General features: G+C 44.9%; 21 protein-coding genes. 15 read left to right on the forward strand and 6 right to left on the reverse strand.

The features are described 5' to 3' along the window. Both FFM73_RS02965 and icd read left to right on the forward strand, forming a co-directional pair. Complete coding sequence (locus FFM73_RS02965; protein ID WP_137630300.1) at positions 1-1,083, forward strand: citrate/2-methylcitrate synthase; 1,083 nt, start codon at positions 1-3, stop codon at positions 1,081-1,083. A gap of 14 nt (positions 1,084-1,097) precedes the next feature. Next, entirely contained in the window at positions 1,098-2,375 is a 1,278-nt protein-coding gene (gene icd, locus FFM73_RS02970) for an NADP-dependent isocitrate dehydrogenase (protein WP_137630301.1), read from the forward strand. A gap of 71 nt (positions 2,376-2,446) precedes the next feature. On the opposite strand, the gene FFM73_RS02975 is transcribed toward icd, so the two are convergent. Beyond that, positions 2,447-3,064 carry a hydrolase gene (locus tag FFM73_RS02975; protein ID WP_137630302.1) on the reverse strand — a complete coding sequence of 206 codons (618 nt, stop codon included), beginning with the start codon at positions 3,062-3,064 and terminating at the stop codon, positions 2,447-2,449. 124 nt (positions 3,065-3,188) lie between these two features. After that, positions 3,189-3,875 (reverse strand): DUF554 domain-containing protein, encoded by a 687-nt coding sequence (locus tag FFM73_RS02980; protein ID WP_137630303.1) that lies wholly within the window; start codon positions 3,873-3,875, stop codon positions 3,189-3,191. Between the two features lie 184 nt (positions 3,876-4,059). Between FFM73_RS02980 and FFM73_RS02985 the strand changes: the two genes are divergently transcribed. Further along, positions 4,060-4,533: a Dps family protein gene (locus tag FFM73_RS02985; protein ID WP_373278626.1), complete on the forward strand. Its 474-nt coding sequence runs from the start codon at positions 4,060-4,062 to the stop codon at positions 4,531-4,533. Positions 4,534-4,761: 228 nt separating this feature from the next. Continuing rightward, positions 4,762-5,052, forward strand: coding sequence for a hypothetical protein (locus FFM73_RS02990; RefSeq protein ID WP_137630305.1), 291 nt, complete (start codon positions 4,762-4,764; stop codon positions 5,050-5,052). Positions 5,053-5,112: 60 nt separating this feature from the next. Here FFM73_RS02990 and FFM73_RS02995 read toward each other — a convergent pair whose 3' ends face one another. After that, positions 5,113-6,036 carry an AEC family transporter gene (locus FFM73_RS02995; protein ID WP_171001177.1) on the reverse strand — a complete coding sequence of 308 codons (924 nt, stop codon included), beginning with the start codon at positions 6,034-6,036 and terminating at the stop codon, positions 5,113-5,115. Positions 6,037-6,119: 83 nt separating this feature from the next. After that, complete coding sequence (locus FFM73_RS03000; protein WP_137630307.1) at positions 6,120-6,545, reverse strand: EamA family transporter; 426 nt, start codon at positions 6,543-6,545, stop codon at positions 6,120-6,122. 241 nt (positions 6,546-6,786) lie between these two features. On the opposite strand from FFM73_RS03000, the gene FFM73_RS03005 reads away from it, so the two are divergent. The 3 genes from FFM73_RS03005 to FFM73_RS03015 all read left to right on the forward strand — a co-directional run bounded on the left by FFM73_RS03005 (position 6,787) and on the right by FFM73_RS03015 (position 10,662). Then, positions 6,787-8,679 carry a glycoside hydrolase family 2 TIM barrel-domain containing protein gene (locus FFM73_RS03005; protein ID WP_137630308.1) on the forward strand — a complete coding sequence of 631 codons (1,893 nt, stop codon included), beginning with the start codon at positions 6,787-6,789 and terminating at the stop codon, positions 8,677-8,679. Next, the gene (locus tag FFM73_RS03010) at positions 8,660-9,622 is read left to right on the forward strand and encodes a beta-galactosidase small subunit (protein WP_137630309.1); all 963 of its coding nucleotides are present in this window, start codon (positions 8,660-8,662) and stop codon (positions 9,620-9,622) included. Before FFM73_RS03005 ends, FFM73_RS03010 begins: the two co-directional genes overlap by 20 nt. Positions 9,623-9,708: 86 nt before the next feature. After that, entirely contained in the window at positions 9,709-10,662 is a 954-nt protein-coding gene (locus FFM73_RS03015) for an aldo/keto reductase (RefSeq protein WP_137630310.1), read from the forward strand. 87 nt (positions 10,663-10,749) lie between these two features. Here the strand turns inward: FFM73_RS03015 and FFM73_RS03020 are convergent, their stop codons facing one another. Further along, the gene (locus FFM73_RS03020; RefSeq protein ID WP_137630311.1) at positions 10,750-11,217 is read right to left on the reverse strand and encodes a MerR family transcriptional regulator; all 468 of its coding nucleotides are present in this window, start codon (positions 11,215-11,217) and stop codon (positions 10,750-10,752) included. Positions 11,218-11,693: 476 nt separating this feature from the next. Between FFM73_RS03020 and FFM73_RS03025 the strand changes: the two genes are divergently transcribed. From FFM73_RS03025 to FFM73_RS03040, 4 genes are all read left to right on the forward strand, one after another. Further along, the gene (locus tag FFM73_RS03025) at positions 11,694-12,191 is read left to right on the forward strand and encodes an AP2 domain-containing protein (RefSeq protein ID WP_137630312.1); all 498 of its coding nucleotides are present in this window, start codon (positions 11,694-11,696) and stop codon (positions 12,189-12,191) included. A gap of 367 nt (positions 12,192-12,558) precedes the next feature. Further along, positions 12,559-13,317: an NADP-dependent (R)-specific alcohol dehydrogenase gene (locus tag FFM73_RS03030; protein WP_137630313.1), complete on the forward strand. Its 759-nt coding sequence runs from the start codon at positions 12,559-12,561 to the stop codon at positions 13,315-13,317. Positions 13,318-13,531: 214 nt separating this feature from the next. Next, positions 13,532-14,509 carry an aldo/keto reductase gene (locus FFM73_RS03035; RefSeq protein ID WP_137630314.1) on the forward strand — a complete coding sequence of 326 codons (978 nt, stop codon included), beginning with the start codon at positions 13,532-13,534 and terminating at the stop codon, positions 14,507-14,509. A 323-nt stretch (positions 14,510-14,832) separates the two neighbouring features. After that, a complete protein-coding gene (locus tag FFM73_RS03040) occupies positions 14,833-17,058 on the forward strand; it encodes an alpha-galactosidase (protein ID WP_137630315.1) in 2,226 nt (741 codons plus the stop codon). A 71-nt stretch (positions 17,059-17,129) separates the two neighbouring features. On the opposite strand, the gene FFM73_RS03045 is transcribed toward FFM73_RS03040, so the two are convergent. Continuing rightward, positions 17,130-18,140, reverse strand: a complete 1,011-nt coding sequence (locus tag FFM73_RS03045) for an aldo/keto reductase (RefSeq protein WP_137630316.1) — start codon at positions 18,138-18,140, stop codon at positions 17,130-17,132. 348 nt (positions 18,141-18,488) lie between these two features. Here FFM73_RS03045 and FFM73_RS03050 point away from each other — a divergent pair, with 348 nt between their 5' ends. The 4 genes from FFM73_RS03050 (at position 18,489) to deoC (ending at position 22,132) form a co-directional block, all read left to right on the forward strand. Then, complete coding sequence (locus FFM73_RS03050) at positions 18,489-19,286, forward strand: DUF975 family protein (RefSeq protein ID WP_235874435.1); 798 nt, start codon at positions 18,489-18,491, stop codon at positions 19,284-19,286. A gap of 97 nt (positions 19,287-19,383) precedes the next feature. Further along, entirely contained in the window at positions 19,384-20,607 is a 1,224-nt protein-coding gene (locus tag FFM73_RS03055) for an MFS transporter (RefSeq protein WP_235874436.1), read from the forward strand. A gap of 98 nt (positions 20,608-20,705) precedes the next feature. Beyond that, positions 20,706-21,248 carry a TetR/AcrR family transcriptional regulator gene (locus FFM73_RS03060; protein ID WP_137630317.1) on the forward strand — a complete coding sequence of 181 codons (543 nt, stop codon included), beginning with the start codon at positions 20,706-20,708 and terminating at the stop codon, positions 21,246-21,248. A 233-nt stretch (positions 21,249-21,481) separates the two neighbouring features. Next, positions 21,482-22,132 (forward strand): deoxyribose-phosphate aldolase, encoded by a 651-nt coding sequence (gene deoC, locus FFM73_RS03065; protein WP_137630318.1) that lies wholly within the window; start codon positions 21,482-21,484, stop codon positions 22,130-22,132. The last annotated feature ends 9 nt before the right edge of the window (positions 22,133-22,141 follow it).

Below are 22,141 nucleotides of genomic sequence, written 5' to 3' on the forward strand. Positions count from 1 at the left end.
ATGGAATTACCAAAGGGGTTAGCTGGGGTTGTGGTTGATCAGACCAAAGTCAGTTCAACGAAGAACGCGGTGTTAACGTATGCAGGATATCCCATTAAGGAGCTAAAGGATGCCCCGTTTGAAGAAGTGGTGTTCCTGCTGTGGCATACGCGGCTTCCAAGTGCCGATGAATTAAGTGAATTTAGAAAACGGCTGGTTTCAGAAATGGTATTACCTGAAAAAACCGTTCAATTGATCACCAGAATTACTTATGAACCGCAGCATCCAATGAGTATTTTAAGAACGACGGTGTCGCTTCTTGGCACCACTAACGATGTTAAGCGAGATGATCCGCCGCGGATATTGGCGAAGCTGTTAACGGCTATTGCGGCGATCATTCGTATTCGGGACGGTCAGCCCATTAAACACGCGCAAAAGGGCTGGGGCGTGGTTGAAAATTTTATCTATCTATTTTCCGGGCAGCGGCCAACTCCAGAACGGGTCGCCATGTTTAACACCGTCATGGTGCTGCATGCCGACCATGAATTTAACGCGTCAACGTTTACCGTCCGAGTGGTGGCATCGACGCAGGCCGATTACTATTCGTGCTTGACCGCGGCCGTCTGTGCCTTAAAGGGACCGCTGCACGGCGGAGCTAATGAACGGGTCTTTAATATGCTGGAAACCATCCGTGACACGGGTCAAGATCCCGTGCAATACGTCAAAAACCAGATGGCTAGCGGCCACAAGATTATGGGCTTTGGTCACCGCATCTATAAAAATGGCGATCCAAGAGCCGTTATCCTGAGGGAAGTCGCCCGTAAAATTGCGCACGAAACGGGTAACGATTCATACTTTGTGTTGCAAGAGCAAATTAAAGATTATATGTTTAAAGCGACCCATCTGCATCCCAATGTGGATTACTATACCGCGTTGATCTATCACTGCTTTGACCTTGATAAACAAACGTTCACCATGATGTTTGCGGCTTGTCGAACGGCAGGGTGGTTAGCACACATTGTTGAACAGCAAGCTGAAGGCTGTCTGATCAGACCATCGTCGGAATACGTGGGTGAAACTAACCGGCATTATCCGAGCCGATAAGGAGGGAATTTTAAGTGACTAAAGAAAAAATAACCATGAACAACGGCCGGCTTCAAGTACCGGATCAGCCAACCATTCCTTTTATTAAAGGGGATGGTATTGGTCCTGAAATTTGGGGAGCAGCTCAAACGGTTTTTGATTCAGCGGTTAAGAAAGCCTACGCTGGTCAAAAGAAAATTAACTGGTTGCCATTATTAGCTGGTGAGAAGGCTTATCAAGAAACCGGCCAATGGCTGCCGGATAAGACGCTGTCAACTCTGCGTGAATACCTAGTTGGCATTAAGGGTCCGTTAACGACCCCCATAGGTGTTGGCCACCGGTCCATTAACGTGACTTTACGTCAGAAATTGGACTTGTACGCCTGCTTTCGGCCGGTAACGTATTATCCAGGAACACCCTCACCAGTCGTCCATCCCGAAAACGTGAATATTGACGTGTTTCGAGAGAATACGGAAGACATTTACGCTGGAATCGAAAGCGACGTTGGCACGGCGGATGCTGAAGCCTGGAAAGATTTACTGACCAAGCAGAATAAAATAAGTAAGGTCCGCTTCCCCGATACGTCCGCTTTTGGCATTAAACCGATTTCAAAACAGGGCTCGACCCGACTGGTGAAAGCGGCCATTGATTACGCCCTTGCTAACAACCGGCACACCCTAACGTTGGTCCATAAGGGCAATATTATGAAAAAGACTGAAGGTAACTTTAAAAAATGGGGCTATGAGGCAGCTGAAAAGTATGGTGACCAAGTCTTTACTTGGAATCAATACGATAAAATCAAAGCCGACCAGGGAGCTCAAGCAGCTGATCAGGCCTATCAAGCCGCCCGTGATGCACAAAAACTGGTCGTGAACGATGTGATCACCGATAACTTCTTCCAGCAGTCCTTACTCTACCCAGAGCATTTTGAAGTGGTGGCGACCATGAACCTAAACGGTGATTACATTTCGGATGCTTTAGCTGCCCAGGTTGGCGGGATTGGGATCGCGCCTGGTGGCAACATTAACTATCAAACGGGTCACGCGATTTTTGAAGCGACGCATGGGACCGCACCGCAATTTGCCGGCCAAAATAAATTGAATCCAACTTCAATTATTCTATCCGGCGCCATGATGTTTGATTATCTGGGTTGGACCGAAGTTGCCCAGTTGATTCGAAGCAGCATCAAGCAGGCCATTCAATCGCACCATGTAACCGTTGATTTTGCTAAAACAGCGGCTGCGACAGTGCTGAGTACCAGTGAATTTGGCGATTATGTAGCGCAGTTAATTGCACAATCTGATCAAGGATAAAAGACAAATACAAACAAGGCCTATTCCAATTACACGGAGTAGGCCTTGTTTGTATCTTATTCTGGCAGCTTTTATAATTCTAAAAATTTGCCCGTTTCAAACATTCCCTCTAAGAAAGCAGGAACAGTGTCCGTTCGGTTCCAGTCACGCTGCAGCTCGCAAGCTAACTGGGCGTAAGAAGTGGGATGAGCACCAGCTTGTTCTACCCGGCGCAACGCTGCTTCGTGGGCATCAAGGCTGGTGCCGCCAACAGCATCAACCACCGGATAAACGTCGTAGCCCTCGGCCATGGCATCAATAGCAGGGAAGGTCAGGCACGCTTCAGTCCACAGCGCTGCAATAATAATATTATGCCGGTGAGTTGCCGTAACGGCCTCATTGAATTCCTGATCTTCCCAGGCGTTGATCGTGGTACGGTCATACGATGGCGTATCACCTAAAACGGTCTTTAAGTCACTAATGGTATCTTTGTTGCGACCAGTGGCAACGTTTACCGTTGAAAGAATGATCGGCACATGATAAGCCTGCATCAGTTTGGTGGTTGCCACAATATTTTGGACGAGCTGGTGGCGGTTCATTGATTCGATGGATTGAATCTGCGTTGGTTGATAATCAATAATCACAAAAACACTATTGCCGGGTGCTAGTAAACGGTCAGTTTGAGGATCTCTTGGTGCGTAACTTGTCATGATGATCATTCCTTTCTCGTTAATTACGCACATTATAATCAGGGGCTGGCACGTTTTAAAGCACCACGACTTATATTTGACAATGAGATTATAGTGTTAAGTTTATGAGAAACGCCACTATTGCTCACTTGATTAGTGCACACAGCACGATCGGTAAAAATGGTGCTAACAAAAGATTGGCGACCTTGATTTTGGTTAATTTCAGCATATTTAGCCCGATGATCAAAATCAATAGGGAGCCGACACAGGTCATTTCGTTGATGACAGTGTGGGTAAACAGCGGGGCCACCCACTGAGCTAGTAAAATCAAGACGGACTCATACAGCACTACTGAGACCGATGAAAAGATGACGCCTAATCCTAACGTTGTCGCGAGAATCAGTACAAAAACACCGTCGATCATTGACTTGGTGTACAGCACCTGGTTATTGCCGGTCATGCCGCTTTGCAGCGAACCGACAATGGCCATCGCCCCAACACAGATAAAGAGGGTGCTGGTCACGAAGGCTTCTGAAAAATGGTTTTCACCGCTCATGCCCATCAGTTTCTCCAGCCAGTCACCGAATTTTTGAAATTGGTGATCAAAGTTGATCAACTCACCAATAATTGCGCCAATCACCATTGAAAGCACCACAATTACTGTATTAGTACCCTTGAGTGAACCGCTGATGCCTACGTAAACAACGCAAACACCTAAACTCTGCAAGACTAAAGTTTTGACGCGTTCTGAGATACCGTGTTTAAAAGCCAGACCAATACCGCCACCGCAGATGACGGCTAGGCCATTGGCTAATGCACCAAATAAAATCATATGTATTTCCCCTTAAATTAAAAAATAATAAATATGTACATTCATTTATCATAAATGATTTAGAAACCCGTTGCAAGGGTATTTGAATCCGGGGTAAGCAACCGAGCACTTTTCTAGGTTCAATTGCAGAGATTTGATATACTGATATCAAGTAGTAGAAGTCACTTGATCTAGTATTGGAGGAATGCCTATGACACAATATCCGAAGACACAGGACCAACTGAACCAATTAATTGCTGATTTAAGCCAGCTGCATACTAATATTCAACAGACTCATTGGTATATGCGCGGCTCAGAATTTTTCAAGCTGCACCCATTAATGGATGACTATAACGACACGTTAGACGAACAGTTAGATGCCGTGGCGGAACGATTGATCGCCATTGGCGGCAGTCCGATTGCAACGACCCACGAATTCATTGAAAAGACGGGGTTACCGGATGAAAAGATAACCTTCGACCAGTTGACCTTACAACAGTTGATGACACGATTGAATGACCAGTTTAAATATCTGCGTGACCAGTATCAAAAAGGTATCGAGATTACGGATGATGAAAGGGACTTCTCTACTCAAGATATGCTGATTGAAAACCATACTGAAATTGAAAAACTGATCTGGATGGTGTCGGCCTACTTAGGTCAGGGACCGCAAGATTAAGTAACATACCCCATGGCGAACTGGCATGGGGTTTAATGTGCAATCAGTTTATATGATGGTGCAACAGCTCAGTAAATTAGTAAACCATGAGGGCAATAAATACTTAAGCCCTGATTGAAAACTGGTCTGACAGGTTAGACAGTTGATTAATCAACATTCTCATTAAAATATAACCGCTACCAATGTTAATCCGTGCTATCCTTAATCACTGGAAAGGACTGACTAACATTGCCTGAAAGCGCAATAGCAACAAAGGCACCGGTCGTACCAATGAATCGTTGGCAGGATCTGGCCCATCAATATGGTTTAGCAACTCTTCCAGACAGCTGGAGAGAAGCAAGCGAAAGCCTTCGTCATCAAAGAAACATTGATTATCTGGAGACCTTTAATGATCGTGAGGAGATTTATTACACCTTAGTTGGAAATGAATTTTTGCAAGACATTGTCTGCTATCATCCAGAACAAGTTCACACCTACTGGCTAAAAGATTTAGCACAGTACGTTTTCATTATTGAATAAGTAAATCAAAAAGCGTCCGTTTGACTGAATTGTCAAATGGACGCTTTTAATTTGGCTGAATTACAGGTGCCAGAGCCATTGTGCCAGGCCCATGAATAGCGGAATAGTGACCAGAGAACACAGAGTGGTCAGCCCGACAACCGTGGTACTAAAGAGGGCGTTGCGATGGAACGTATGGCTGAAGATGGCCATTAAAGCAGCCACCGGAGTCGCTTGCCCCAGCAAGATAACGTTTTTAACCATCATGAACTGGTTAGGCACGAATTGTAAAATGACGAGGACAATCAACGGTGCGATGATCAGCCGAGCGCCAATGGCTTGATACAGGGCTTTGCTCTTAAGGGCATTGCGAATGTTACCTTGTGCCAGGTAGCAGCCCATGGCGATCATGACCAGTGGCAAGTTCATGTTAGCGAGATCGGAGACGGTCGTACCTAAGATCGGCGGCAAGGTGACCCCGGTCAATGCAAATAACAGGCCAAAGACCAAGGCTAGAATTGCCGGATTGACTACCAGCCGTTTCAGTTGAATTGTGCGCTTATCACCAGAGATCATATAGATCCCGTAAGTCCACAGTGAGAAGTTGGACACGCCAACGAAGATGCTCATGTAAAACACGCTGCCAGCCCCTAAAACGGCTTTGGATAGCGGCAGACCAATAAAACCGAGGTTGGCAAAGATCAAGGCAAAGCGAATCAGCATCTGCTCCGGTTTACGGAAGATCAGTTTGGCCAACGCGATGGTGACCAGCATCATTACGATCAAGATGATCAAACACCACAGGCCATCTATCAGCTGGGAAGCTTTCAGATTGCCGATAAATGAATTTAACAGCAACGCTGGGTTAGATATGTAAATCACGATATTGGAAATTTGCTGACTGCCTGATTCGTCGACCAGTCCCACTCGAAAACAGAGAAAGCCGATCAGCATGATCAGAAACATGATAGCAGTCTGGCCAAAAATGACCCGTACGATTGTCACGACAGTTCCTTCCTTCATATGCAGATAGTATTTATTATAGGACTATGTGTTTGAAGATGTAAGTCCATGATGTAACTCGGGTATCAGCTATTTAATAGATAAATCGCGGTCACGGCAAAGACCACCCCAACGGCATTACGCAGGGTAAAACTTTCCTGCAAAAAGATTAGGCCAATGGGAATCAGCAGCAGCGTCAACGCAATGTTCACCGTCATGGCTGTAGAACCAATTGGGGCACCTGCTTTGTAGGACAGCATATAACCGAATTCGATAAAGATAATGGCTAGTCCCATCGCGATGGAAGCCCAGTTGATCTGGTGAAGGTCAAGACTTAGTGACTGCTGCTTGCCACTAATTAAGTACAGAATCAGCGAGCCCAGCAGAGCAACACTATAGGTGATAATCAACGAAAAGAACGGGTCGATGTTATGGGAGACGCCCCGAGCGGATAGTTGATACACCATGTTAGCAAAAACGGTAAGAATGAGTGGCCAGAGATAAGTCGGCATAAGTGAGACCCCCTTTAATTGAATAGCTATTTTAATTATACCTTATTAAGCTAGGTCTATAAGCAGGGACTAAGAGTTAGTTTTAAGCTGGAAATTATAGCTGAATTGAAGTTCCTGTTAGTTCGTTGAGTAAAAATCGGTAAAATTTTAGTTAAATGGGCTGTTAGTTTACTTCAAAATCATTTATGATAGATATGTAAGCGCTTAATGAAAGCGCTTTTGCATGAGGAGGTTTTAAATAATGAAACCAGAATTAAGCTGGCTGGATGATCCCCAAACATTCCGGGTCAATCAGCTACCAGCTCATAGTGACCACCATTTTTATCAGAGTGAGACTGATTTAGAGGCTGGTCAGAGTCAGTTTATCCAACCATTGGACGGTACTTGGCAATTCAAATTTGCAAAGCAGCCTAAGGAGCGGCCAATTGGCTTTTATGCACCGGATTATGATCGCAGCGATTTTGATACCATTACGGTACCAGAACACATTGAAATCGCGGGTTACGGCCGGCTGAAGTATATTAATACCACCTATCCATGGGAAGGTAAGCTCTACCGGCGCCCAGCCTATGCGTTAGGCAAGGATCAAAAGGGTGCAGGCATGTTCAGTGACGGCGAAGATAACTACGTCGGTGCCTACCTGAGAACCTTTGAACTGGATCCTAAACTCCGCAATAAGCGGGTCGTCGTTCAGTTTGACGGTGTTGAACAGGCGATGTACCTCTGGCTGAACGGTCAGTTCGTAGGTTACGCTGAAGACAGTTTTTCTCAATCCGAATTTGATTTAACACCCTATCTACGAGACGGTGAAAACCTGATTGCGGTTGAAGTCTTTAAACGCAGTACGGCGGCCTTCATTGAAGACCAAGATATGTTCCGGTTCTCCGGCATTTTTCGGAGTGTACGGTTAGTTGGCGAACCTGCGATCCACGTACAAGATATGCGGATCATTGGCAATTTAGCGGATGATTACACGACTGGCGACTTTAGCCTTAAGCTCAAGCTTAACCGGAAATCAAACGCTAAGGGCAGTGTCCAAATCGGCATTACGGATGATGATGGTCAGAGCATTTTTGACAGTCAAAAACCAGTCAATGATGAAATTGAGATCAGCCATCAAACATTCCCTGACGTTCATCTGTGGCAGCATACTGATCCGTACCTGTATCACTTAAAGGTCACCGTCTTGGATGAACAGGGGCAAGTAGTTGAAATCGTGCCTTATCAGTTCGGCTTCAGACGAGTTGAAATGAAGAATAAGATCATGCTGTTAAACGGTAAGCGAATCATTTTAAACGGTGTCAACCGTCATGAATGGGACGCTAAGAGCGGCCGGGTCATCTCCATTGCAGATATGAAGCAAGATCTGAAGACCTTCGAAGAAAATAACATTAACGCGGTGCGGACTTGTCACTATCCTGATCGCGACGAATGGTATTATATGTGCGATCAAGCCGGTATTTATATGATGGCGGAGAATAACTTGGAATCCCACGGTACTTGGCAGAAGATGGGTGCTGTTGAACCATCTTACAACGTACCAGGTTCATTGCCAGAATGGCGTGAAGCAGTGGTCGACCGAGCTCGCAGTAATTTTGAAATGTTTAAAAACCACACGGCGGTCTTGTTCTGGTCGCTGGGTAACGAATCCTATGCTGGCGACGACATTGCAGCCATGAATGCCTTCTATAAAGAGCACGATGATACCCGTCTGGTTCACTATGAGGGGGTCTGCCGTAACCGGGCCTATGAAGACCAGATTTCTGACATGGAAAGTATGATGTACGATCCGCCAAAGGAAATTGAAAAGTACTTAACCAATGATCCTAAGAAGCCGTTTGTTAACTGTGAGTTCATGCATGACATGGGTAACTCACTGGGTGGCATGTCGTCTTATAACGATTTAATTGATAAGTATCCGATGTATCAAGGTGGCTTTATCTGGGACTTTATTGATCAAGCCATTGAAGTTAAGGATGAAGTAACCGGGCAACCCGTTTTACGGTATGGCGGCGACTTTGATGATCGTCATTCCGATTATGAATTTTCTGGCGACGGTCTTATGTTTGCTGACCGGACACCAAAACCAGCTCTTCAGGAGGTGAAGTACTATTATGGCAAACACATCAACTAAACAAGTTCAAATTATCTATGGTGACGCAACGTTAGGCTTACGCGGTGAAGGCTTTGGTTATATCTTTAGCTATGAACGCGGTGGCATGGAATCCCTCGTCCAGCATGGTAAGGAATGGCTGTACCGGGTACCTAAGCCGATTTTTTGGCGGGCAACTACCGATAATGACCGTGGTAACGGTTTTTCAGTCCAGTCAGCCAGCTGGCTAGGCACCGACATGTTTTTGAAATGCACTAATGTTGAGGTGGCCGTTAACGATAAGCCTATTAAATTACCGATTTCACCCGAGAATAATAAGTACAGTGACCATGAATTTGCTGATCACGTCACAATCACCTTTACGTATGAAACACTGACTACGCCTTCAACGACGGTGACAGCTGCTTATACTGTTGACGGTAAAGGCCAAATTCAGGTTAACGTTGACTATCATGGCAAGGCCGGTTTACCGGAATTACCAGCCTTAGGGCTGCGGTTTGTCATGCCAACGTCTGCTGTTTGCTTCAGATATGATGGCCTGTCGGGTGAAACTTACCCTGACCGGATGGCCGGTGGTGTCAAAGGCACCTACACAGTCGACGGTATGCCCGTTACGAAGTATTTGGTCCCACAAGAGTGCGGGATGCATATGCAGTCGAAACAAGTGACCGTGACCCGTAATCGGACGCAGAATAATACCGATTGTCTGAGCCATGCGTTCAACCTGACGTTTGCTCAAGCTGATCACCCCTTCGCCTTTAGCTGTTTACCATATACTGCTGAAGAGATTGAAAACGCGACCCACATTGAAGAATTACCAGCACCACGCCGCACGGTCCTCACCATTTTTGGTGCGGTCCGCGGTGTTGGCGGCATCGATTCCTGGGGCGCGGATGTTGAACAGCAATATCACATTTCAGCTGAGCAGGACCATTCCTTCTCATTTGTCATCCAAGGCGCTTAAATTTGTTAAAAAGGTCGCTAAATAGTTGACCTTGAGTACACTCTAACTTCTATAATGAATGTATAAAAGGGAGGCTTTTTGATAAAATGAAAAATGTCGCAATCGGAAACACAACTTTACAAGCTTCTGCAGTTGCCTTAGGCATCATGCGGATGGTGAGCTTAAACGTTGATGATGCCGCTAAAGTCTTGGATACCGTCACTGATAAAGGGGTCAATTTTATTGACTCCGCTGATATCTATGGTGGTGGCAAGTCGGAAAAAATCTTCGGCCAGGCTTTAAAGAAGTCGGGTGTGAAGCGTGAAGATCTCATCATTCAATCAAAGGGTGGCATCGTGCTAGATCCTAAGCGCAGTCATGGTGATCTGGTCTTTGGTCAGCGCTACGATTTCTCTAAGCAGCATTTGCTGGAAGCTGTAGACGGTATTTTGCAGCGGATGGGGATTGATTATCTGGACTTCTTCTTGCTGCACCGGCCAGACGCGTTGATGGAGCCAGATCAAGTTGCTGCAGCCTTTGATGAACTGCAAGCTGCCGGTAAGGTCCGTCACTTTGGACTATCCAACTGCAACCCTATGCAGATCGAATTACTGCAATCAGCAGTTAGTCAAAAACTGATGGTCAACCAGCTGCAGTTCGGTGTCATGCACACTGGTCCAATTGATTTTGGTCTGCACATGAACATGAGTGACGACCGTAGCGTTAACCATGACGGTGAAATCATCGAATACTCACGGCTGCATAACATGACGATCCAAGCTTGGTCACCATATCAATACGGGACTTTTGAAGGTCCGTTCATTGATAACCCGAAGTTTCCAGAATTGAATGCTAAATTGCAGGAGATCGCGGATGCTAAGGGTGTTACCAAGAACGCTATTGCGACTGCCTGGATCTTACGTCACCCAGCTAACATGCAAGTAATCTTAGGCTCAATGAACCAGGATCACTTGAAAGAAAGCATTGCTGGCGCTGATGTTCAATTGACGAAGCAGGAATGGTATGATATTTACTTTGCTGCTGGCAATACATTGCCGTAAAATTAGTGATTTAAATAGTGTCACTTAAAACACGCATCAGCCAATCTTTCCCATTAGGAGAGGTTGGCTGATGCGTGTTTTTCTAGGTTAAAATGAGTTTAAGCGGGGGTGAGCCTTTTTAACCCGTAAACTTTCATCGATGACGATGGGCTGTCCCGGAAGTTCACAATCGCCTGAAACGGCGGCTTCAGTACCAGCGTCACAAGCAGCGGTAAAGAACCGAACTTTGTAATCGAGCTTCGCCAAATGTTGCTTGGCTTGTGCAATCTGGTCGTGAACAGCCTGCTGCTGTTGCTTGAAAATATTCAGCCGGGTTTCTAGGGTTGAATCACCCTGCATCGCTAGTTCGACGAAGTGACGAATTTCAGAAAGCTGCATTCCCGTATCTTTCAGACAGGTGATCAGGTCAAGAAAATCGAGGTTGTCATCGGTGAACTCTCGTCGCCCAGAGGGGGTTCGTTTTACGAATGGCATTAGGCCTTCGCGGTCGTAGTAGCGTAAGGTATAGGTGCTTAAGCCAGTCTTTTCAGCAACCTGGCCAATTGAGTATGTCATAGTAATGCTCCTTTTTTACTTTTAAATTAGTCTAATAGTTAGAGTGTACGCTAACTCAAGCTGATACAGGGAATATTTTCGGAATATTTGAACACCCTCGCTGTGTTTTGAGAAAATCAGATTAGTTAATTAACCCATTTTATAAACATATTTTATATTTTGTACCAATAATTATAAAAGACAACATTTTAAGTAAAATTAAACCAAATGTTTCTCAAAGAATGGTACAATTACGTCAAGGAATGGGATAGTAATGCGCTTGGTAAACATCGGGGTACTTCCAAAATCCGAACATTCGTTTCGAGGCAGTATTATTTTTCCAGAAAGTAACTATCATTAAAAAATTATAAGTTATTAGTCTTTTAATATTGAAAGCGAGTGGTCATTCGTTGAATATACAATATATTAATTAGAGAATATACTAATAATAAATAAATCAGCGAATTTAAAATAGTTAAAAGGGTGGCATAAAAAACATGAGCAAGAGAATCGACTTAACTAACCAGCGCTTTGGCCGGTTAGTGGTCCTTAAATATTATGGTAATAACGCTGCGAACTCCAATGCAATGTGGTTATGTCAGTGCGATTGCGGCAACAAAACGGTGGTTGATGGTGTCCGGTTACGGTCACACATTACTAAAAGTTGCGGCTGCTTAAGACGAGATCTTTCAAGTAAGCGGGTTTATAAAAACCCTAAGTTTGTGGACTACATGGGCCGTTCCGATCAATTACGGGATGAAAATGGGGTTTCACTGAGTTCAATCTCAGAATCTGCCCGTAATAAGAGCGGGGTCATTGGGGTTTCCTTTGACCGGCAGACGGGTAAGTGGTTTGCGCGCTTAATGATCGATCACAAATACGTTTTACTGAAAAGCTTTAAAACCATCACTGAAGCGATTGAAGCCCGGCGAGAAGCTGAGGAAACGTATCTGGGTATTACGCATGAAACGGCTGCTGAACCGGAAAACGTTTAGTATATAAAAGAGCAAAATTGGTGATTTAAATCTTATTTTGAATCAGAGCCTGATTATCAGCGTTTTAGCTGATCGTCAGGCTCTTTTTAATTATATTGAGTGTTATTTATTGAAAATAGAGCGACCATGTGATTTAATTAACTTTAAAAATTGTAAATCAATGTTATTTATTTAAACTGTTTTATATCATATTATTGCTGATATATAAGTGATTAAATGATATGAGTTTGCTTTCATTAATTTATGAATTACTGAATTAATTAATGAAAATGATAATTTTGTGAATAAAATTACTATCTTTTTGAGCAGAAATCAGGTATACTCTTAATTAACATCAACTGATGTAATTCTACGGAGGTGCTTAATTATGACAGATCGTTTAAAAGATAAAGTTGCAATTGTTACTGGTGGTACGCTGGGTATTGGCTTAGGGATCGCTAAGCGGTTTGTGGATGAAGGTGCGAAGGTCGTCATTACAGGTCGGCACGCGGATGTTGGTGAAAAGGCGGCCAAGAGCATTGGTGGCCCAGACGTGATTCGCTTCATTCAACATGATGCTGCCGATGAAGCTGGCTGGACAGACTTATTCGATGAAACTGAAAAGGCGTTTGGTCCGGTTTCAACGTTGGTTAACAATGCCGGAATTGCAGTTAGCAAGAGCATTGAGAACACCACCACTGAAGAATGGCATAAACTCTTATCCGTTAATCTAGACGGTGTCTTCTTTGGTACTCGGCTTGCCATTCAGCGGATGAAGAACAAGGACCTGGGCGCTTCGATCATTAATATGTCCTCAATTGAAGGCTTTATCGGCGATCCTGATTTAGGGGCTTATAACGCTTCTAAAGGGGCCGTTCGAATCATGTCTAAATCAGCTGCTTTGGATTGTGCCTTAAAAGACTATGGTGTGCGGGTTAACACGGTTCACCCAGGATACATCAAGACACCGTTAGTTGATGATCTAGAGGGTGCCGAAGAAGCTATGTCGCAACGTACCAAGACCCCAATGGGCCACATTGGTGAACCAGACGATATTGCCTACATGTGCGTTTACTTAGCTTCCAACGAATCTAAGTTTGCCACGGGTTCAGAATTCGTGGTTGACGGTGGTTACACCGCTCAATAAAATTGATCATTCACTTAATTTAAACTTTCAGTAGGGCCAATTCGAAAACGAATTGGCCTTTTTCGTTGTGCTGAACTAATAGGAATATCGATTGCCAGACAGCCTCGCAATGGAAGCAAACATTTTAAATGATGTTTCTTGACTTACACCCCACTCTAACTTCTATAATTAAGGCAAGTTTAAGAATAAATTGTGTAATGAAGGGAAGCTAACTATGAATTATCGTACGCTTGGAAAAACTGGCTTTAACATTAGTGACGTTTCTTTAGGGACCTGGCAGCTTGGTGGCAAATGGGGTGACCCATTTGATATTGATGATGCAACTGCAACCTTGGAAGAAGCTTATGAACAAGGCGTCAACTTCTTTGATACTGCCGATGGTTATCAGGGGGGCAACAGTGAAAAAGCGGTTGGGGCGTTTGTTAAAACGCATCCGGACGTTCACTTTACAACTAAGATTGGCCGCAAAGAAGAACCATTGAGCGCGGAACACTTTAACCCGGAACATCTCACCCGTTACGTGGACGAATCATTGTCTAACATGGGTTTAGAGGCTTTGGATCTTGTGCTGCTCCACTGCCCGCCAATGTCGATCTATTACACACCGGAAACCTTCTTCACGTTGGATAAGCTGAAGAAAGCTGGCAAGATCAAGAACTACGGTGTCAGTGTTGAACGGGTCGAAGAAGCCATTAAAGCAATGGACTATGACGTTTCAGCTGTTGAAATTATCTTCAACATGTTCCGCCTGCGTCCTTCTAAGTTATTCTTTGATCTCGCCAAGAAAAACAACGTGGGGATCTTAGCCCGGGTACCACTAGCTAGTGGCCTATTAACCGGTAAGTTCACTGCTGATACAAAATTTGGTAAGGACGATCAACGGACCACTAACCGAAATGGTGAACTCTTTGACAAGGGCGAAACCTTCTCTGGCGTGGACTATTTGACCGGTGTCAAAGCTGCCCAAGAATTGAAGCAGCGACTTGGTACGGATAATTTAGCCGCTATCGCACTGCGTTATATTTTGATGTTTGACGCCGTTACGGCTGCCATTCCTGGTGCTAGTTCACCTGAGCAAATTGAGCGTAACACGGTGGCCTCTGATCTGCCGGCTCTAAAGCCTGAACAAATGCAGGTCGTTCAAGATGTTTATGATCAATACATTAAGAACCCAGTTGATTATCTCTGGTAATCAACGCTGTAATGGCAAACTAAAAGAAGTCTGAATAATCAGTCACTATTGATTGGTTATTTAGGCTTCTTTGTTTTGGTAGCAGCTAGCACATTAATAGTGCCGCCAGTAAATGGGAGAGGTTGAGATACTCTATTAGAAAGTGGTAAAGTGAAAGTGTAAATTAAAGCGTTTCCAGTGCCTGATCTACAGGCTTTTATTTTGTAAAATACGGTGAGAATGGAGAAAATAGGAAGCGCTTAATTTTATCTGTTTTACCTGACATTAGTTAATTGATTAAAGCTAATAATAGCAACTACATACATTGAAAGGGGTAACAAACATTGGCAATTTACGTTGACAAAACGCACCAAACATTTCATTTACAAACGGACCATACAAGTTATATTTTTCAGGTCTTGGCACACGGAATTTTAGGACAGGTCTACTATGGTAAGAAGATTCGTGTCGAGCCTCAATATGATCATTTATTGAAGCGCGAATTGAAGACGGCGACCCCAGCTTATTCGCTGGATGAACCCGATTTTCAATTAGGGGCGATCAGACAGGAGTATTCCGATACTGGCACTGGTGATTATCGCCGGCCGGCCTATCAAGTGACCCAGTCGAATGGCAGTCGCATTACGGACTTTAAGTATGATCATTATGAGGTCGTATCTGGCAAGCAACGGTTAAAGGGGTTGCCTTCAACCTTTGATGATACTGAAGACGACGCTGAAACGCTGACTGTTCATTTGACGGATGACTTGATTCAGCTGGAGCTGGAACTCAACTACACCGTTTTTCCGCATCAAGACGTGATCGTCCGCAGCACTAACTTTAAGAATCACGGCACTGAAACGGTAACGTTAAATGCTGCTCACAGTGCGCAGTTAGATCTGCCAGATAAGCAGTATGATCTGGTGCAGTTTGCTGGCACTTGGGCCCGGGAACGTCATTTAGTTCGGACACCGCTGCGGGCTGGCATTCAAGCCATTGATTCTGTCCGAACAACGTCCAGTCACCAGGAAAATCCGTTCATGATGCTCGTTCGGCCCAACACTACCGATGATGCAGGTGAAGCCTTTGGGTTTAACCTAGTGTATTCCGGCGACTTCTTAGACCAAGTTGAAGTTGATCAATGGAATACCAGCCGAGTATTAGTCGGTATCAATCCAGAAGAGTTTGAATGGCAATTAGCCCCAGACAAAGAATTTCAAACGCCAGAAGCAGTCATGACTTATACGGCGGATGGGATGAATCAACTCAGCCAGCAGTTAGCCGCCTTTTATGAGGAACACTTAGTTAACGCTAAGTACAAGCACATGGAGCGGCCAATTCTAGTGAACAACTGGGAAGCCACTTACTTTGATTTTACCGATAAAAAACTCATGCCGATCGTTAAACAGGCCAAAAAGCTTGGCATTGAGATGTTTGTTTTGGATGACGGCTGGTTCGGCCACCGCAATGATGATAGATCGTCACTGGGGGACTGGTTTGCCGACCTCAAAAAGCTGCCAAATGGGATCAGTACCTTTGCCGATGAAGTTCACGACTTAGGCTTAAAGTTTGGCCTTTGGTTTGAACCAGAAATGATTTCTATCGATAGCAAATTGTATCAAAGGCACCCAGACTGGCTGATCCACACGCCTAAACGTCGCGCTACTCCAGAGCGGAACCAGTACGTCCTAGACTTTAGCCGACCAGAAGTGGTGGACTACATCTATAAAATGATGAGTAAGGTGATCAAAGAAACCAAGCTGGATTATATTAAATGGGATATGAACCGTTATATCACAGAAATGTACAGCACAGCCTTACCAGCCGACCGCCAGTTAGAGATGCCGCATCGCTATATTCTCGGTGTTTATAACCTCTATGCCCGTTTAACTCAAGCCTATCCAGATGTTCTGTTTGAATCCTGTGCATCCGGTGGTGGTCGCTTCGATCTTGGGATGATGTATTACGCCCCTCAAGCCTGGGCTAGTGACGATACGGATGCTGCCGAACGAATGAAGGTTCAATTCGGGACCAGCTATGGTTACCCGCAGTCTATGATGGGGGCACACGTTTCCGCTGTGCCTAACGAACAAACAGGCCGAATCACACCACTGGAAACCCGGGCGAACGTTGCCTTTTATGGTGCCTTTGGTTATGAACTAGATATTTCCAAGATGTCGGATGCAGAAAAGGCTGCCGTTAAAAAGCAGGTCGCCTTTTACAAGCAGCACCGTGCTTTGTACCAGTTTGGTAAATTATATCGGCTGGACAGTCCGTTTGCTGGTGATGGCAACGTCATGAGCTGGGTCGTGGTCGATGATAACCAAGACCACGCCATTGCCACTCGGTATCAACTGCTGAATCATCCCAACGCACCGTACGAACGGCTTTATTTGCGGGGATTAGATCCCGACAAACAGTATCGCGTTAATGACAGTGACGAAACCTATTACGGCGATGAATTGATGAACGCCGGTTTATTTATTGGCAGTGAGTTTGACGAGGATGCGGATGTTAAACAGTCCGTAGATTTCAGCTCACGTCGGTTTATGATTGATGTTGCTAAATAATTTGAGTATAGAAAAGTCCGCTTGTCAGTCGTATTGACTGATAAGCGGACTTTTTTGATTGCTTTAAAGCATTAAGCCCAATCAATTGAACCTTGTTTGCTTAAAATATCATCAATAGTCTTTAGTTCTTCATCGGAGAAGTCCAGATGATCCAGTGCTTTGACGTTGTCGACTAACTGTTGCGGCCGACTAGCACCGACTAAGACGCTGGCTAGTTCGGGTTTACGCAAGTTCCAGGCTAAGGCCATTTCCGCTAAAGTCTGGTGGCGCGATTGTGCGACTTCGTTCAGTGCTTTGACGGTCTTTAAGGTTTCTTCAACTTGTTTGGGTTCCAAGAAAGGACTGGTAGACTTAGCTGCCCGTGAATTCTTAGGGATCCCGTTCAGGTATTTATTTGTCAACAGGCCTTGGCAAAGTGAACTGAAACCAGCCGCTGCTTTATGGTACTTTTTCAAAACGGGGAAGAGGTCTTTTTCAACGCCCCGGTTGAACATGTTATAGCGTGGCTGATGAACGATAAACGGCGTGTGCATATCCTCAAAGCATTTGATAATCGCTTCCGTTTGGGCACCGCTGTAGTTGGAAATACCAACGTACAGCGTTTTACCTTCACGTACCAGACTATCCAGTGCTTGGGCGGTTTCATACACGTTGGTTTCCGGGTCAGCACGGTGGCTGTAGAAAATGTCCACGTAGTCTAGGCCCATGCGCCTGAGACTTTGATCAGCACTAGCAATGATCGACTTGCGCGAGCCCCAGTTGCCGTAAGGACCATCCCACATTTCGTAACCGGCTTTGCTGGCAATCACCATTTCGTCACGATAAGGTTTCATATCCGTAGCCATGATCCGGCCGAAGTTTTCTTCGGCGCTGCCGGGTTCGGGACCGTAATTATTGGCTAAGTCAAAATAGGTGATGCCCAGATCAAACGCCTGGTGAACAATGGCACGTTGATTTTCATAAGCATCGACACTGCCAAAGTTGTGCCAGAGGCCTAAACCGATGGCGGAGAGCTTTAAACCACTGTCGCCAAGCCGGTTATAGACCATGTTGTCATAACGTTTGGGATTTGCTTCATACATGTACATTCCTCCTAATTTAAATGAGTAACCGATTACATTATAACGCATTTTTAAATCAGCATTAACAGTTAGCTCAAAGCTATAAAGCCCGTTAAATCAGTTCTTGACACGATTATGGCGAATAATTCCATTGGTGAAAAGATGAAGGATGAGAAGAACGACAGGGGACTTAGATATGCAGTTGGCGTTGCAAGAGACCCTGCCAACCGTTTAAATGAGCCGTGGACCGGTCCGAGGTTCACTTATACTTCAATTACTATTAAATTGACACATTTCTGTAATATTAGTATACTCATTTTGGAGTGTTCGGTTTGCACGACGAACCAATTTGAGAGGAGAATTTTCATTATGGAAGAGGAAACAATGGCAAGTCGGCGTCGTCAATTTAAAAGCGACGCACGGGGGTTCTTAGATAAAAACTTTAGTTTCTATTTGCTGTTATTTTTACCGATTTATATTCTTGGCCTGGCCGTTGGTTTTGGCAACGTGGCTTTCAATAGTGGCAATAATCTTGGTGGCGGTGACTGGCTGAGCTTACTCAGTATCGTGACATCATTATTGATGGCTGGTGTTTCGTTTGTGATGATCGATCTGCAGCGGGGTGTGGGTGATTTTTCAGCACCGGTCAGCAAGTCGTTTACGATCTTTAACCGTGGCGCTTATTTTCTGGGGTCACTAGCTTTGATTGTTCTGGTGGGGATATTTACCTTTCTGTGGAGCCTGTTACTGATCGTTCCAGGGATTATTAAGTCGTTGGCTTATTCTCAGGCGATTTTTATCTATCGTGATTATTTGGACCAAGGCAAGAAAATCGGCTTTTTAGAAGCCATTACCTTGAGTCGTAAAATGATGGACGGCCACAAATGGGAATACTTCGTTATGGGGTTAAGCTTTATTGGCTGGGGTTTCGCATGCATCATTATCATTCCAATCATCTGGGTCTATCCCTACATGCACCAGACTTACGCCAACTTTTATGTCAAATTGGCTGCGGAAGGTGCCCAAACTGATGATGAGAAAACTGAGGGGCCAACGGTAGTTAATCCAACTGAAGATGGCAGTCAGAATTCTGATTCAGCACCAACTGAAACGTTCTATCCAGATTCAAAGTCACACGGAGACACTGATTCTCGTGATGATCAATAAACGAAACATTAATGGGGGTGCCAGTTCGGCGCCTTTTTTGGTTTAGTGAAGTGCTAAAATATAAGTATGGTCTTAAATACATATTGAGGATGGTCCAATGTCAAATGTGAAAAAAATGCCGCAGTGGCAAAAAAACCTTTACGCGCTGTGGTTGGGTAACTTTATTACGGGTGCGGGCTCCAGTATGAGCCTGCCGTTTTTACCACTGTTTATCAGTGAGATGGGTAATTTTCCCAAGTGGCAATTAACCTTGTATGCCGGCCTGGCGTTTTCCGGCACGTTTTTCAGTCAAGCAATCGTGTCGCCATTTTGGGGTAAACTCGCCGATAAGACTGGCCGTAAACCGATGCTGATGCGAGCAGCTATCGGGATGACGGTGACGGCAACCTTAACTGGGTTTTCGCCCAACGTTTGGACGTTGATTACGTTACGTGTCATCCAAGGCGGCTTTTCTGGCTACATTAATAATGCTTATGCTTTAATGGCCAGTGAGGTGCCGGCCCATAAGAGCGGTCAAACCATGGGGACACTGACTACCGGGAGCGTCGGCGGTATGCTGATAGGTCCCATCATTGGGGGCTACATCGCGGGACTCTTTGGTTACCGGATCCCGTTCTTTATCTTTGGTGGTATGATGCTGATTGCTTCATTCACGACGCTTTATTTTGTCAAAGAAGACTTTCATCCGCTGGACAACCCGAAGTACGCAGAGCGCAGTGCCTTTACCGGTATCAAGCACGTGCGGGTGGTGTGGGCGATGATCCTATCATCCATGCTGATTCAAGCTGCAACGACTTCTATTAACCCGATTATCAGTTTGTTTGTGAAGGAATTGATGCATAGTCACGGTAACGTCGCCATGGTCAGTGGTGTGATTGCTGCTTTACCAGGAATCGCCACGTTAATGGCAGCGCCACGGTTAGGTGCGTTAGGCGATCATATTGGACCACGTAAAGTGCTGGTTGCCGGGCTGATTTTTTGTGCAGCCATGTTTTTACCGATGTTTTTTGTCCACAGTGTGTGGAGCCTTGGGGTCTTCCGGTTCTTAGTCGGTATCTCAGACGCCGCTTTGCTGCCGATCACCCAAACAGTCATGACCTTGGCCACGCCTAAGGAGTCCATTAGTCGAATCTTTAGTTACAACCAATCGGCTCAAGCGATTGGTTCAGTGATTGGCCCCATGTTGGCTGCTGGGGTTGCCGGTGTTTTAGATTACCGGTACGTCTTTTTAATGACAACTGGTCTAGTCCTTATTAACTTAGGCATTGTAGTCTGGGCCTATAGGGCGGATTATAAAACGGTTAGTAAAGCCCAGAAATAAGGGCTTTTTGCTTGAATAACGGTGCTGAAATGAGTACAATTCTTCTAGAATTGTTTGATTATGACAATCAATATTAAGAGAGAATTGGAGAATTGACTATGGGTAAAGCACAAGAGAGAACCCGGCGCCAAATTTTAAGTGCCTTTTTAGAGCTACTGAGCGAAAAACCGTACGATATGATCAGTGTGTCAGAGATTGCAGCAGCAAGTTTTATCACTCGCAGTACGTTTTACCGCTACTTTGACGATAAAAAAAGTTTGTTAATGGCGGAAATTGAGGATACCGTTCAAAAGCAGGCACCAGATCAGCCGTTACTGGTGCAGTTCGTAGAATACGTCGAAGCCTACTGGCCGGTTTTGCGCAACCTGACGCCGACCCGGCAGAGCCGGTCTGATCTGCATGAGATCTTAAATCAGATCCTCTGGGAACTGATCCATCGACGGGTGGTGACTGGTCCTCAAGACGATCCAGTCATCGCAACGGTTCAGAAATCACACAATAAAACCATTATGATCAGTGCCATTGAAGGGATGCTGATGGGCATCTTGGAGCGTTACGTAGTTGAAGGCACAGCCAAAATTAATCATGAGCAGTTAGAAACGGCCATTCAGGAAATCGAAAGTCTCTTTCAGCAGCATTAGTTAGCAGGCTGGTTTTTATCGAGAATTCAAGGCAGTAAACTTTTATATTAAACACTTAACCGTACAGTTTAACTGTACGGTTATTTTGTAGCATTTATGAGGGACAAATTAAAAAATGCACAAAGTTTGCTTTATTTTAGCATATCCATATACACGCTGTTTGCGACATGATATTATGGAAACGGTTACAAATTACTAATTACACTTTATATTTGAAAGAAGGAGAATCGATTATGAAATTAGCCAAGTACATCGACCACACCATTTTAAACGCGGACGCCACTGAGGCGGAAGTCGATAAAGTCATTGCAGAAGCAATCAAATATGATTTCGCTTCGGTCTGCATCAATCCATATTGGGTGAAGCACACTGCTGCTGGGTTGAAAAATACCGACGTGAATACTTGTACGGTTATTGGGTTCCCTCTAGGAGCCACTTCCACTGAAAGCAAGGTCTTTGAAGCCCAGCAGGCAATCAAGGACGGCGCTGATGAGTTGGATATGGTGATCAATGTCGGTGAACTCAAGGCGAACCATAATGATGCTGTTTTAGCAGATATTAAAGCGTTAGCGGATGCGGTTCATGCAGAACATAAACTGCTTAAAGTGATTATTGAGACCGCACTGTTGACCCATGACGAAAAAGTTCGTGCCTGTCAGTTAGCAGAAAAAGCCGGTGCCGACTTTGTGAAGACCTCAACTGGTTTCTCAACGGCTGGTGCCAAGGTAGAAGATATCAAATTAATGCATGAAACAGTGGGTGACCGGTTAGGCATCAAAGCTTCTGGTGGCATCCACTCTAAAGCGGAAGCAGAAGCAATGATCGACGCGGGTGCTACTCGAATCGGTGCCAGTGCCAGTGTCAAGATCGTGACGGAAGATTAAGGAGGGGCG

This window comes from Secundilactobacillus hailunensis (genome assembly GCF_005405185.1).
GTDB lineage: Bacteria > Bacillota > Bacilli > Lactobacillales > Lactobacillaceae > Secundilactobacillus > Secundilactobacillus hailunensis.